The sequence below is a fragment of the Siminovitchia sp. FSL W7-1587 genome, assembly GCF_037963795.1.
In the GTDB taxonomy this organism is placed as follows: Bacteria; Bacillota; Bacilli; order Bacillales; family Bacillaceae_C; genus Siminovitchia; species Siminovitchia thermophila.
In genome coordinates, this window is sequence record NZ_CP150169.1 from 2477531 (window position 1) to 2491450 (window position 13920).

At 41.5% G+C, this 13920-nt stretch carries 16 protein-coding genes; 12 read left to right on the plus strand and 4 right to left on the minus strand.

Features of this window, described 5'->3' with window-relative positions:
* Positions 1-2: 2 nt before the first annotated feature.
* From NST31_RS11655 to NST31_RS11665, 3 genes are all read left to right on the plus strand, one after another.
* Positions 3-704, plus strand: coding sequence for a helix-hairpin-helix domain-containing protein (locus NST31_RS11655; RefSeq protein ID WP_205178986.1), 702 nt, complete (start codon positions 3-5; stop codon positions 702-704).
* The gene (locus tag NST31_RS11660) at positions 704-1324 is read left to right on the plus strand and encodes a 4Fe-4S single cluster domain-containing protein (protein WP_205178984.1); all 621 of its coding nucleotides are present in this window, start codon (positions 704-706) and stop codon (positions 1322-1324) included. The genes NST31_RS11655 and NST31_RS11660 overlap by 1 nt, the downstream gene beginning before the upstream one ends.
* Positions 1325-1573: 249 nt before the next feature.
* Complete coding sequence (locus NST31_RS11665) at positions 1574-3559, plus strand: GAF domain-containing protein (protein WP_339165531.1); 1986 nt, start codon at positions 1574-1576, stop codon at positions 3557-3559.
* 293 nt (positions 3560-3852) lie between these two features.
* Here NST31_RS11665 and NST31_RS11670 read toward each other — a convergent pair whose 3' ends face one another.
* The gene (locus tag NST31_RS11670; protein ID WP_236017015.1) at positions 3853-5337 is read right to left on the minus strand and encodes an aminotransferase class I/II-fold pyridoxal phosphate-dependent enzyme; all 1485 of its coding nucleotides are present in this window, start codon (positions 5335-5337) and stop codon (positions 3853-3855) included.
* A 126-nt stretch (positions 5338-5463) separates the two neighbouring features.
* Between NST31_RS11670 and NST31_RS11675 the strand changes: the two genes are divergently transcribed.
* Positions 5464-5607 (plus strand): hypothetical protein, encoded by a 144-nt coding sequence (locus tag NST31_RS11675; protein WP_171973941.1) that lies wholly within the window; start codon positions 5464-5466, stop codon positions 5605-5607.
* Between the two features lie 54 nt (positions 5608-5661).
* On the opposite strand, the gene NST31_RS11680 is transcribed toward NST31_RS11675, so the two are convergent.
* The 3 genes from NST31_RS11680 to NST31_RS11690 all read right to left on the minus strand — a co-directional run bounded on the left by NST31_RS11680 (position 5662) and on the right by NST31_RS11690 (position 7450).
* Positions 5662-6129: a hypothetical protein gene (locus tag NST31_RS11680; protein WP_077112609.1), complete on the minus strand. Its 468-nt coding sequence runs from the start codon at positions 6127-6129 to the stop codon at positions 5662-5664.
* On the minus strand, positions 6126-6326 hold the full coding sequence (locus NST31_RS11685) for a helix-turn-helix transcriptional regulator (protein WP_077112607.1): 201 nt from the start codon (positions 6324-6326) through the stop codon (positions 6126-6128). The genes NST31_RS11680 and NST31_RS11685 overlap by 4 nt, the downstream gene beginning before the upstream one ends.
* 272 nt (positions 6327-6598) lie before the next feature.
* Positions 6599-7450, minus strand: coding sequence for a glycerophosphodiester phosphodiesterase family protein (locus NST31_RS11690; protein WP_077112605.1), 852 nt, complete (start codon positions 7448-7450; stop codon positions 6599-6601).
* A 257-nt stretch (positions 7451-7707) separates the two neighbouring features.
* Between NST31_RS11690 and NST31_RS11695 the strand changes: the two genes are divergently transcribed.
* From NST31_RS11695 to NST31_RS11730, 8 genes are all read left to right on the plus strand, one after another.
* A complete protein-coding gene (locus NST31_RS11695; RefSeq protein ID WP_077112703.1) occupies positions 7708-7917 on the plus strand; it encodes a spore germination protein in 210 nt (69 codons plus the stop codon).
* 69 nt (positions 7918-7986) lie between these two features.
* The gene (locus tag NST31_RS11700) at positions 7987-8229 is read left to right on the plus strand and encodes a spore germination protein (protein ID WP_077112603.1); all 243 of its coding nucleotides are present in this window, start codon (positions 7987-7989) and stop codon (positions 8227-8229) included.
* Positions 8230-8256: 27 nt separating this feature from the next.
* Entirely contained in the window at positions 8257-8499 is a 243-nt protein-coding gene (locus NST31_RS11705) for a spore germination protein (protein WP_077112601.1), read from the plus strand.
* 20 nt (positions 8500-8519) lie between these two features.
* On the plus strand, positions 8520-8987 hold the full coding sequence (locus NST31_RS11710) for an Hsp20/alpha crystallin family protein (protein ID WP_077112599.1): 468 nt from the start codon (positions 8520-8522) through the stop codon (positions 8985-8987).
* 48 nt (positions 8988-9035) lie between these two features.
* Positions 9036-9503 carry an Hsp20/alpha crystallin family protein gene (locus NST31_RS11715; RefSeq protein WP_077112597.1) on the plus strand — a complete coding sequence of 156 codons (468 nt, stop codon included), beginning with the start codon at positions 9036-9038 and terminating at the stop codon, positions 9501-9503.
* Between the two features lie 33 nt (positions 9504-9536).
* Positions 9537-10184 (plus strand): hypothetical protein, encoded by a 648-nt coding sequence (locus NST31_RS11720; RefSeq protein WP_077112595.1) that lies wholly within the window; start codon positions 9537-9539, stop codon positions 10182-10184.
* Between the two features lie 795 nt (positions 10185-10979).
* Positions 10980-12155, plus strand: coding sequence for a Glu/Leu/Phe/Val dehydrogenase dimerization domain-containing protein (locus NST31_RS11725; protein WP_077112593.1), 1176 nt, complete (start codon positions 10980-10982; stop codon positions 12153-12155).
* Positions 12156-12308: 153 nt separating this feature from the next.
* A complete protein-coding gene (locus tag NST31_RS11730) occupies positions 12309-13739 on the plus strand; it encodes an amino acid permease (RefSeq protein ID WP_339160741.1) in 1431 nt (476 codons plus the stop codon).
* Positions 13740-13920: the final 181 nt, after the last annotated feature.

Genomic DNA, 13920 nt, shown 5'->3' on the forward strand with positions numbered 1-13920 from the left:
CGATGGCGATCACCAGCAAGGGAAAAGGGTGGGAGTTGAGAAACTCAATCTGGATGCTTTGGGCCATCCTGACATTCGGATTTTTTAATTATGTTTCTTTTTATTATATTTCTTTTCGCGTGAAACAGAAAAAATGGTTTTTTGCCGCTCTGCTATATTCATCGATATTTATCACGACGATGGTTATTAACAATATTTTTTCGGAAGAACATTGGATGTTAGATGCAGGGGCTGTTTTTTTGATAGTCGGATGGGCTGTTTCGATCATCCATGTATTTAAAATAAGACCAGAGTATTTGTTAAGGCTTGAAGCCAAGACGGCAAGCGGCCATAAAGAACGGGAGATTCAATCGCTGAGGAAACAGATAACGCGGGAGTATGGGGGTACTGTTAAATCTCCGTCCACAGTAGCGCCTGTTCAACAAACAGTTAAGGAAAAACCGGAAGATACGATTCAACTGATTGATATTAATACTGCTTCCGAAGATGAAATTGCAGGAGTTCCGGGAATCGGCGCTTTGTTCGCCAAAAAAGTGGTTGAGGCCAGAAGCAGGGCGAACGGCTTTACATCGTTTGACCATTTTGTAGAAGTCCTCGCCATTAAACCGCACTTGGCTGAAAAGATGAGACCTTTCCTTGTTTTTCCTGAAGAAACGGAAAATAGTTCCTTGGAAAAATCAGAGGGGAGAATTGTTGACTTCTAATGAAACTCGTTATTCATCGTTACTTGTCTTGTACAACTGTTGAAGGCCCTGGAAAAAGATTCTGTCTTTGGGTGCAAGGCTGCTCTATTCGCTGTGAAGGTTGCGGGGTGCCTTGGACATGGTCAAAACAGAATGGAAGCACGATCACGGTTGAGGAGCTTTTTAAGGAAATCGAAAAGAGCAAAGAAGAGAATGATATAGAGGGTGTCACATTTCTTGGCGGCGAACCTTTCGATCAAGCGGAAGCTCTTGGAAAGCTTGCTGGCATGGTAAAGAATGCGGGCTTGACAGTGATGACATTTTCCGGTTATCTGTACGAGGAGCTGAAACATAGAACGAAAGCCCGAAGCCTGCTCGCCTGTACAGATTTATTGATAGATGGGCCTTTCGTGAAAGAAAAGCTTGATTTAAGCCGACCTTGGGTTGGCTCCTCTAACCAGCGGTTTCACTTTTTATCACCTGCCTATAAGCACTTGGAAAGCGACCTTTCCTGCATTGACAATAAAATTGAAATTCGAATTTCAAAAGACGGGACTATTTCAGTTAACGGGATGGCAACGCAGGAAGCATTAAATGAGTTATTTGATGTAAGTGAGTTTAAAAAAATCAAAACGGTATAAAAGAGGTTGCCCAAAGGGGTATGGCTTTTACTCGCGGTTATTAGTTCAAATTGCTTTGGATAAATAATTGTGGAGTTTGGCTGCATGTTCTTTTGAGGCGGCTTTTTTTTCGTGTCACTTCTTTTGGGGAAAATTTGTTTATAAGTATTACATTTAGTGCAATAATAGGCTGTAAGTATTATATAATAGGCATAAAGGTCTATGACAACAATTTGATGATTGGAGCCTTGTATGATGGTAAGGAAACAGATGGAATACATACAGCATGAAAAGAATGCAACCCTCATTACATCATTAGGACAGAATGAAGTTTTGCGACTTGTTGCTGTGGCCATATCCGAAGAAATCCTTCAATGTAATGCCGCTGGGATTTATTTACGTCAAGAAGATGGAACATACAAAAGAATGGCTGGTTATGGCGTAATGCTCGAAACAATGATCTTTGATCCAGAAGAAGATCTTATGATTCAACGAATCATGAACACAAAACAAACTTTATATATACCAGATATGTCCATGGATCACCATCTGGTTTCGGATTATGTGGAAGCGTTTAACATCAAATCATTATTAGCTTCACCCATTTTCTTTGAGGATGAATTATTCGGCCTCATTTTTTTGTTTAATGATAGAACTCCTATGTGTCTATCGGAACCCGAAATCCAAGGGGTTGAAGTGTATGCGCATATGGTTTCTGTAGCCATTCGGAATGCCGGTATATTTAAACACCGGGAGCTTATTGCCGAGGAGCGGCTCATGCAGGGAGTGCTGCGCGATTTATGCATGTCTACATCATCTGAAGATAGTTTGCATACGTGTTTTTTCTACTTGGGAAAGGTTTTACATACTTGGCAACTCGCGGCTTATCTCTTGGATCCATGTGACCAACATACCATTACCCTCATAAAAACATGGGGTGATAAATTAGAATTGGGGCAGAGCCTGACAACGTTGATTCAAGATGTTGTAAAAGCAAAACAAATCCTGTTTATTGAAGATGTGCGTGAAGATGAAAGGCTTAAAGGACAGTGCCATATGAAAAGTATATTGTTGATTCCTTTCGCTTCAATGGGGCAAGTGGCGGGGGTAATAGCCGCTTTCAACGTTTACCCCGATGTCCAAATCCCGCTGGCCCAGTCTATTGTGGATGCGACCGCTCTTACGCTTTCAAATGTACAGTATGTGGATAGACTGGAGAATATGGTGGAAGAAAGGACAAAGGAACTCGCTGCTGCTAATGAAAAAGTGACAAGCATCATTGATGGAATGACAGATGGTTTCTTCACTTTGGATCAAGAGTGGAAATTTACTTATATCAATAAACATCAATTTTTACCCCAAAACAAGACTGTGACAGAAGTATTGGGCAAGAGCATATGGGATATTTTTCCAAAGGCAGTTGGTACGGCTATGTATAAAGAATTTCATCGGGCGATGAGGGGAGACATTCCTGTCCATTTTGAAATGCGTTCAGTTTATGAAGATGTTTGGCATGAAATCGTAGCCTATCCATACGATGACGGAATCTGTTGTCTTTTCAAGAACATAACGGAAAAGAAGAAATACGAGAAAGAGCTCAGAAGGTTATCCAGCTTGGATTTAATTGGACAAATGGCAGCGGGTATCAGCCATGAAATCAGAAATCCAATGACGACGGTGCGGGGTTTCTTACAGTTATTAAAAATGGAAAATAAATTTATCCAATACAAACGCTATTTGGATTTAATGATAGAAGAGCTCGATCGTGCCAATGCGATTATTACGGAATTCCTTTCAATCGGAAATACAAGGACATCTGAATTACAGATGCTTGATTTAAATACCATTGTTCACGATATCGTTCCCTTAATCAAAATCGACGCGGCCAGTCAAAGCCAAATAATTGCTGTTGAGACGGGAGATATTCCGCAACTTCTCTTAAATCGTAATGAAATTAGGCAATTATTAATGAATCTTTACAGGAATGGCTTTGAAGCGATGAACGAAGGGCAAGTGCTGACCATTAAAACATATAAAGAAGGGAACCATGTCGTTCTTGCCGTGCAGGATCAAGGAGCGGGAATCAGTCCTGAAGTAATGGAAAAGCTGGGAACACCCTTTTTTACAACTAAAGACAATGGCACCGGTTTGGGGCTCGGTGTGTGCTATGCCATTGCTGCCCGTCATAATGCAACAATCGATATTGAGACAGGGTCTGAAGGGACGACGTTTTTTATTAAGTTTCAGGCAAATTAATTCTTGCGTAGTTTCAAAATATGATCATGACAATACATACAAACTTTTAAAAGAAATATAGATATCTCGACCTTTTTAAAGATAAGATGTTGGATTCATAGGATTTATTTATACATTTATTGCGATTATTGTACGGCTATCAAGAGTAAAAATTGGATAAACATGCTGGGGGGTTCAATAAGTCGATTATTCGGCCTATGGACACCCCCCTCTGCTTTTAAACGTTGTGAGCTTTATTTGTATGTTACTTTTAAAAGATATATCCTTTGCGGGCGGTCCTTAATGGTTTATGGCTATTCAATGATGTAGATGGATTCCATCGTATCGTCGGAAGGGCTTTGAAAATATGCGCCCATCGCATAAAGGTGTCTAATCGTTTGTATATGAGATTGGTTGATTTCCTCTCCGGGTGTAAGGAGCGGGATGCCGGGAGGATACGGAAGCACTGTTTCTCCGCAAAGGGAGCCGACTGCCTCGTCCAAAGCGGCTTTTCGGCGGGGCATATGAAAGGCGTCCCGCAAGGAAACCTTCGGTTGATATAAAGTGCCTTCTGGATCAAAAAAAACCAATTCCTTTTTTGGCGGTCTGGCTTTTTCAGACCAATGTTGTAATGTTTCATCAACCTTTTTGATGGAGGATACGACTTTATCAATATCGCCTTCTTTTTCATGGAGCGAAAACAAGAAAACAACATGGCGTGGGTCACTCATTTCGGCGGTTGCGCCTTGCTCATAAAACAGGTCCAGCAATTGATATCCGGAAACAAGTTCATTTTTACACGAGACAATCCACTTCAAAGGATCTCTGGCATATACTTCCTGACTTCCTCCCCATATGGAAAGTATTTTGAGATTCTCAGAAAGAGTTTTTCTGCGGTCTTCCAAACGCTGTACGGTTTCTTTTAACTGTTCCCTGCCGCGCTCTACTAAATGGCGTCTTGCAACATCCAAGGAAGCAAGCAACGGATATGAAGGGCTTGTGGACTGAATCATACCGAGTACTTGTGCCAACCGTTCACGGGAAACGAGCTGGCCTTTCATATGGAGCATGGAGGTCATATGCATGGAGGTTAACATTTTATGCGTAGACTGTATGACCAAATCGGCTCCTTTCGAGAGGGCGGACGGCGGAACTGTTTCCGCTTGGCCAAAATGGGCGCCGTGCGCTTCATCCACAATGAATGGTACGCCGGCTTGATGACAAATAGCCGCTAATTGGGTAAGGTCTTGACTCATCCCATAATAATTTGGATTTGTAATCCACACTCCTTTCACATCAGGGTATTTCTTTAAAGCCTGTTCAATATAATATGGTTCCGCCACCATTGCTGCTTTTGTGGTGGACTCCATTGCCGGAGCAATGTAGATCGGCTCGGCCCCGGCCAACAATAAACCGTGAAATACAGATTTATGCATATTGCGTTGAACAAGAATTTTGTTTCCCGGCTGACATAAGGAGAGCGCTATTCCGACGTTTCCTATCGTACTTCCTCCCACAAGAAAGAACGTATGATCCGCTCCAAACGCATCCGCAGCCAAACGCTGCGCCTTTTTGATCGCATTTGACGGATGATGCAGATCATCAATCCCTTTTGATTCAGTGGCATCGATAGACAATAGATTGGAAAAATGTTTTAAAGAATTTTCGTCAAAGACGCGTCCATCCTTATGACCTGGTACATGTAATGAAGTGCGGTTCTGTTCCTCATATAAACAAAGCATTTCATAAAGAGGGGCTTCCATATGTAAAGATGTACTTGTTTTTATATGATGATTCAAATGACCATCTCCTCTGTTTTATAGTAGAAACGATGAAAAAATATGAATTTTCTACCTTTTCATCGTGCTCATTATAACCTATTTTCGGTAGGAGGTGAAAGAGGGAGTATGTTTTTGGGGGAGAGAATGAAGACGTGGAAAACAGCCATATTACGCGGGAAAGGACTTGGAACGGGCCCATCACGGCTTGACTCCTCGTGCCAGATTGGAATGGAAGCGGGAACAATTGTAATTGAGGGGAAAGCTTCACTTCGCTTTTCAACTAGATAAATCGCTTGAAAAATAAAGTGAAGCCAAGAGGTTTCATAATGTTCTGAGCTATTCCTAGTCTAATAAATCTTTGTTCTTTTTGTAGGATCGCTTTAATGAAATATAGTTTGATAAAAACGCAACCAATCCGACCGTAATCAGGAGTCCGATTACATCCGCCAACTGCTTCTTCAGTGTTGATACTCCCATAAACAAGATGTATAAAATGAAAAAAATAACAACAAAAATAAAGGTTTGGTAAATCAACGCTTTTCTTTCTCTTTGAAACTGTCTGGCCGTTACTACATTTTCGTATTCCATACCAGAGAGCATATACCTTGTCGCTATATAAAGAAGCGGGGTGCAGAACCCTAATCCCCAAAGGATGTTAGCGTCAAAATGCCAGATAGACAATAGTTCTATAAAGGCAATGGCACCGAAAAGTATCATCGAGGTGACAGCTGCTTCAGCCATAAAGTAGACTATTTTCAAGCGTTTGTATTCATCTTTCGGCAGAAAAAACGTTAACCATGATGTAATCAATGTGACTCAACCTCCCAAAATAATTCATCCAATGTTTTTTCCAATGCTTTGGCAATGGCAATACAAAGTTGCAGGCTTGGATTATATTCGCCTTTTTCGATCAATCCAATCGTCTGCCTTGTGACTTTCACTTTTTTTGCCAACTGGATTTGTGTCATGGATTTTTCTAATCTCGCCAACTTCACTCTGTTGTTCAATGTATCACCTACATTCATTGCCTGATGTAATATATATATTACTTATGTAATTTATATGTTACATCACTTCGGTTATGAAGTCAATTGGTTTTGACATTCACACTTTCCATATATGCCTTTTATTAAATGGAAAAATTGGTATGGAGTAAGCGCCAGTGATCAGGTTTTGTAAAAAGGTGTGAAGGCGGATAGGGAGGGAGGACCCGTGGGGTTAGTTGTTTTTTAACAATGTGTAAGAGAGCAGCATGTAGATGCCACTCTCTTTGTGGGAATTATTGGTTTTTTCCTGGATGGTCATAAACATGCTCAGGATAGTCGGTAATGATTCCATCAACATTCAGTGAGAACAATTCGTAAGCTTGCTCCTGCGATCTGGAAGTGTATGGATACATTTTCATTCCGACGGCATGAACGCGGTCTATAAGCTCCGGTGTCACAATACTGATCGTCGGGTTAAAATAATCGGCATATGCCGCAAAGTCCGCAAGCTGTTCATCTGTAACGCCTGCCCATCCGCCGCCTAATAACACACCATGGGGTAAAAGCGGCAGAAGCTCTTTGGAGGTTTCGATGGATTCATGATGAAAAGACTGAATGACCATCTTTTTATTGTTTGGCTTATGCATATTTCGTTCAATCAAAGCTTTCGCTACCTTCTCTTCGATCCCGGGATATCGTTCAGGTGATTTAAGCTCAATCAAAATGCCGGTTTTTCCACGGAACTCATCAAGTACTTCCTCAAAGGTCGGAATTTTTTCACCTGCAAATTTTTCACTGAACCAGCTTCCTGCATCTAATTGTTTCATTTCTTCCAATGTAAGATCTTTCACAGCACCCGTTCCATTCGTGGTCCGGTCTACCGTTGTATCATGCATAATGACTAGTTCGCCGTCCTTTGACATTTGGACGTCAATTTCTATGTAATCAGCCTTCATGTCTACACCTTTTTGAAACGCGGCCATCGTATTTTCCGGTGCATGGCCCGATGCCCCCCGATGCGCCACATTAATCATTTTAAGCTGCTGTTGTTTTGAAATAGGGCCCTCCTGTGCCGCAAGTGCTGGAGCTGTATACATTCCCATGGCGAGGCTTGACATTAAAACGATGGAAAAAAACTTCTTCAAATCACTCACTCCCTTCATTTTCAACTCTATTATAAGAAGTAATGATAAAGCCTTCATGAATAAATGATAAAAATACTGTAAGAATATTTGGTTAATTAGTCGCGTATCCAAAGTCTTGCTTTTTTTTTTTCAAAAGACTAGATGAGAACAGGCTTGCAAATAGGCGTATGCCATGGAGCAAGGCAAGCCCGCAACATATAATATGGGGAGGAAAGCTTCAGCGCCAATTCATTTGATGAGAGGTGACAGCTTTGAAAATGGTAAAAACGATTCATAACATGAAAACAAATATCATCGCCCAAAACGGAAACATTAATTTTGGAGCGACAGTTCAAAGCAGCCATACTGCAAATACCAAGATTGCCGGGGTTTGTTTTTCATTCGGCGATTGTTCTCATGTCATTGATCTGAATAAGCAAACGACGGCAATCGGCGTTAGCCGAGGGAAAAACGGCAAAGGGGAATAAGGAGCGAACTTTAACCAAACGTGGAAAATGGGCATATATATAAACAACGACGAGTTGGGAGGAGAGAGTATGCCCTCAAACATAAATATATACAGCATTAAAATTAACAATATTTCCAACAACGGTTCTCTAAACATTGGTGATGCTCTGCATAATTCACATTCAGCCAACACCAAATCGCAAGGGGTCAATTCCTCGTACGGGGATATTTCTCCGACAACTTCGGGCATGGAAAATGTGTTCATCGATCCTGATGGAAATGACCAGGGGGACATCGCAACTCCAGCCAATGTGAACGCTAATCAGCTTTAATGAACGCTTCTAAGAAAGGAGTAAAAAATGCCTTACTTTATAAATATTCTCACAATGAAAACCAATGGAATTACCAAAAACGGGAACTTGGATATTGGAGCAGTCATCCAAAACAGCCATACCGCCAATACAAAGTTTATAGGAGCCAACCTTTCTCTGGGTGATTTGTCTCCTTCCACTTCCTTAATGGGCAACGGCAGCATTGACACCGATATAAGCGACCAAGATCAAATAGCCACTCCATCGTTCCCGATCAGCAATCAATTTTAGACAATTAGGGGAGATTGACCATGCTTCCATTTCCGTTTCTATCTAAAGGTGGACTGCCAAAATGGCTGACACAATCATATTTAAACAATGACATTCAAAAGTTTGTTCAAGAAATGGTTGAGCAGTCCATCTCCTCATCTATCAAAAATGCAAAGATGATGGGAAGCGTGCACGAAGTTGAAGAAGAAAGACCGGAGCAAGCGAATGGGACACTCCAGGCATCCACTTTTGAAAGCAATGATCACGTTTACGTTCGAGTGTTTGTCAAGGATGAATCTGTACTTCCCAATGTGAAAATTTATCATAGTTCCAACGAGCTTGTCATTGAAGGGATGCCCTCTTCAGATGACCGGCATATCATTTCCCTGCCTTCTCCGGTGCGAATGAAGGAATCTGTTTCGGAATATCGTGACCATCATTTGCAAATCAAAATGAAAAAAAGAATCGATCCCCAATTTACAGAGGTAGCTGTCCCGACATTGGATTAGGAGCAGTTCTTTGTATTTTGTTTTGAGCAATAAAGGGGGGACAAACAAATGGACTTTGAAAAAATAAAACAATGGATGGAAATTACACAAAAATATCAAAATGGGAAGTTTTGGGAAACAATTTTCGATGGCAATTCCTTTGATGAAGATGAGGAGACGTCTGAAGTACATCCTTTACAATCAAAAAACAAATCTGATCCAAAAAAATACCCGAAAACGGATATTTATGTAACGGAAACGGATGTCGTTGTATTAATGGAGATTCCTGGTGCTTTAAAAGAGGATATTGCCCTGTCCGTTTCGGGCAGTAAGCTTTCTGTCAAAGGAGTATTGCAGCCACCCATGATCAATGGGGCTTCTGTCTTGAATGAACGAAAATATGGAGAATTTCAAAGAAATATTGATTTGCCGGAGCCTGTCGACAGTAAAGACATCTATGCCCGATTTAAAAATGGACTCCTTACTATATCCTACGCACGAAAATATACAAGGGAAGAGAACATCATGATTCGGTAAGTCAACATTTTATCGTAAGGTGTGATGCATGTTATGCCCTTTAGAAGAAAAGAACTTAAAAATCACTTCCCGGAGGACATTTTTCAAAAAATCAGAGCGCTCGAAAAACAAGTGAAGAAGTTGGAAGTGATCGAAGATCATGTGGAGGCTTTGCGGGCGGACAAAGGATCGGCTCCTTTGGCAAATCAAAAAATAGAGAAAGATTTGGAAAAAAAACTCTTATTGTTTATAGAGGAGGCCATCAAAGGAGAATTGAAACCGATACGGCATTCGTTGGAAGGATTGTCAAAAAGAATTTCCAAAATGGAGAAGCGTGTTTCTTTTTATGAAAAATGGTTAGGGGACTATTTGACAATGTACGATCAGTGGATGGAAGAAAACAAGATGAAGGGAAGGGACAAGAGAGAGCAGGAGACGCCGATTGTGTACCAAGAGATCAAGGTGGATAAATTGTTTGTTGATAAGTACGAACAGGTGAATAACTTGGGAAATCTTGGCATCAAAGATTTAAGTGGGCAACTAAATATCGGTGCCACTTTTGAAAACAGCTCGAATCCCAGTGAATATCTTGATAAATGGACAGAGAAAGCAGATAAGTTTCATCAAACGATGGAAAAGCTCAAAGGGCTAAACAGGCAAGACGCAGAAAAGCCTAGTGAAGGAGCAAAAAAATCGGAATAAGAGATTTCTAAGACACAACAGCAGTCCCGGCTTTTTTCTTTTTGAAGGGGGATGTCTTAATCAAACATTTGATTAAATGAAACAATAGACGAATAGGGGGTAAAACGGAAAAACCTTACATAAATGTAGGCTTTCCGTTTTTTTATTTTACCTATGATCCTGTAAGTCCTTACAATGTTCCCTCATTCATTTGGCGGTCAGCGTTTGGCCGATCAACAAGTCTTTTGTGACCCGGCGAGAGCTGCGATTGATTTTATAAGACTTGCGCACCATTTCTCATCGAAGAATGGTCGCATTTTTACTGGGTATGGCCCAACTGGAAGATCGGTATGTATCTAGGAGAAGATGGCAATATGACAACAAGCCACGGATAAGACCCTGGCCATTTACAGTTATATTTTAAGAATGCTCACATCACTGCGGAGCAAGAGGAACTGATCAGATTTGTGGACCAGGTAGGCAAAGAAGATTTTGAATTGGTGGAGTTTTTGCAACAATGGTTTGATACGAAAGGATTTGACTGCGGGGGCTATTCTCGGAATGAATACGCTATCAAGTTTTTCCACGAGCGTTATAGAGAGGAAATGGGTGAAATATAGAGGTTATGCCATATGGGAGCCCTATAATCAAGTTTATCAACTGTATAGGTATGATAATCAAGCGTTGAGTGCGGTAGCCTTCAATGACTAGAAGCGTTACACTTAATATAGGGACCCTTCTTGCTATATTTAAAAATGGCAAGTGGGTCATAAATGCATCTAGATGTTGCAGATTGTTTATAGGAGGGACACCCAGATGTTAAAACCATATTTAGTGGTAGAGTGGAACGATACAGAGACAGATGCGAAAGGCTGGCTAGTCGTCCATAACTTTGTGAAAGGCTACACAGGTGGCGGGACGAGAATGCACCCGTCTGTGACAAAAGAAGAAGTAGAAAGACTCGCTGAAGCAATGGCTTATAAATACGTAGCGAGCGAATCTAAAACGACCGGAGGTTGTAAAGCAGGTATTTCCTATGATTACAAAGCGCCGGACGCGTACGATGTGTTAAGAAGATTTTTGATTGCGATGATGCCTTATATAGATAACGGTGTATCTTTGGGAAGTGATTTAGGAACAAAATATGAAGATGTTTTGAATATCTTCCATGAATTCGGTATTGATATTCCTCTCACGCAGTCAATGAAGCAAGACCCGGCAGTATTACAAGGGATAAAAGATTATGATGACCTATTAACAAAAAAAGTGGACGGGCTGCTTGTAAATGATGTTGTGACTGGCTATGGTGTCGCATTTTCTGCGGATGAAGCCTGGAAATTTAAACATGGGAAAGACGGCGCGAGAGTGGTCATTCAAGGATTCGGCTGCGTAGGTGCAAGCTGTGCATTGAAAATGTCTCAAATGGGATATAAAGTCGTCGGTATTTCAGATGCCAATTTGCTTGTAACGTGTAAGGAAGGCTTGGATGTTCAAAAGCTGATCGACCATAAAAATGCTTACGGAGAAATGGATCGGGATTATTTTGAAGCAAATTATGAAGTAAGACCGAACACGGAATGGCTTGATGTCGACTGCGATATTTTAATTCCGTGTGCGCTGGAGGATGTCATCAATGCATCCAATGCTGAAAAAGTAAAAGCAAGCTTGATTGTGGAAGCAGCGAATATTCCGATTTCAGCTGAGGGAGACAAGATCATTAAAGAAAGAGGAATTGATATTGTCAATGACTTTGTCGCCAACCTGGGGGCAATCCGTTCCTATGACGCTGTTATTTTTGGTTTGGTAGAACCAAATCCGCAAGCGGTGATAGATGATATTGAGAGACTGTGCCGGAAAAATGTGTCCCGCTTGTTTACGGAAGCGAAAAAACAAAATCGTTATCAAAGAGACGTTGCTTTTGAGATTTTTAAACCGGAAAAGAGCGATTTAATAGAATATACGGCATCAAGTTCAGCAACAGCCGTTCAGTAAAAATGGATGGGGAGCGCAGTAAAGCGTCTCCCCCGAACTCGTGACTTTGATATGATAACGAGGTTTCGGATCTTCATATTCATTCACAAATAGGCAGTACCGAACAATCGTAAGGAAAAAAGCTAAGGTTTTTAACATATTGGGGGGAACTGAATGGAAGAAGAACTAGGGAGTCAACAGTCAAAAGGATTAAAAAGATCGATGAAAAGCAGACATTTGTTTATGATGTCTATAGGAGGAGTCATTGGAACAGGCCTTTTCCTTGGGTCTGGGTATGCAATTGGTGAAGCGGGACCTGCTGGAGCCATTACCGCATACTTGTTCGGTGGATTGGTGATGTACCTCGTGATGATCTGCCTTGGAGAGTTATCAGTGGTCATGCCGGTATCAGGTTCATTTCAGGCGCATGCAGAGCGATTTATCGGTCCCGCAACTGGATTTATGATCGGATGGACTTATTGGTTGAGCTGGGCCATTTATGTGGGTTTGGAGTTTATCGCCGCCGGATTGCTGATGGCCAGGTGGTTTCCGGATGTCCCGGTATGGGTTTGGTGTGCCATTTTTGCTTTACTCCTATTCGGCATTAATGCATTGACCACTAGAAGCTTTGCCGAAACGGAATATTGGTTCTCCGCCATTAAAGTACTTGCTGTACTCTTCTTTATTGTCGTTGGCGGTGCGGCGATTTTTGGACTCGTTCCGATAAAAGGCCAATCCGCGCCATTTCTTTCAAACTTTTTCAGTGATGGACTATTTCCAACGGGATTTATGGGTGTTTTTATATCGATGATGACAGTTGTCTACGCTTTTATGGGGTCGGAAATTATGGGGGTTGCCGCAGGTGAGACAGAAAACCCGGAAAAGAATATCCCGAAAGCCATTCGAAGCATTGTCATCCGGATTATGGTTTTCTATGTACTGGCAACCTTTATTTTATCGGCTATTGTTCCGTGGAAAAAAGCGGGTGTGCTGGAAAGTCCTTTTGTAACCGTATTTGATATGATTGGTATTCCATATGCCGCTGATATTATGAACTTCGTCATATTGACGGCCGTTCTTTCAGTGGGAAATACAGGTTTATTCGCTTGTACAAGAATCCTGTATTCGCTATCCCAAAGCGGACAGGCTCCCCGTTTATTTGGTAAATTGAACAAGCGCGGCATCCCGATGAACGCCCTTTTCGTTACATTGGTGTTCGCATTGCTCTCGTTGTTAACGAGTGTCATGGCGGAAGAAACATTGTTTGTCGTGTTGCTGGCCATTAGCGGTGTTGGGGGAGTAGTCACTTGGATGGCGATTGCATGGGCCCAGTATAGGTTTCGTAAGCAGTATATTGCTAAAGGCGGGAAAGTAGAAGATTTGACCTTCAAAGTTCCTTTTTACCCTCTTGTCCCCATCCTCTGTTTGCTCATGTGTGTAGGAATCGTTGTCTTCACTGCTTTTGATCCCACACAGCGCACGTCACTGTATATCGGATTCGGCTTTGTTGCCGCATGCTATATCTTTTACTATTTCAAGTTTGCGAGAAGTAAAGTGCATGCACCGGTCTTGAGAAATAAAGAACCTGATAAATTTGCGCAATAGAAATGGGACTGCACGAATTTTGCCCGCGTGAGCTTAAACAGCAGGTGAAGGCTGGGTGGATGATAGAGATTCGTATGAGGGCCAAAGTTACCCGGCTCCGTGGATGCAGTTATACAGTTTAGATCCATTTTGAAGTACAATGAAGTTTTTACGATAGAAAGAAATAAAGAATGAACATCTT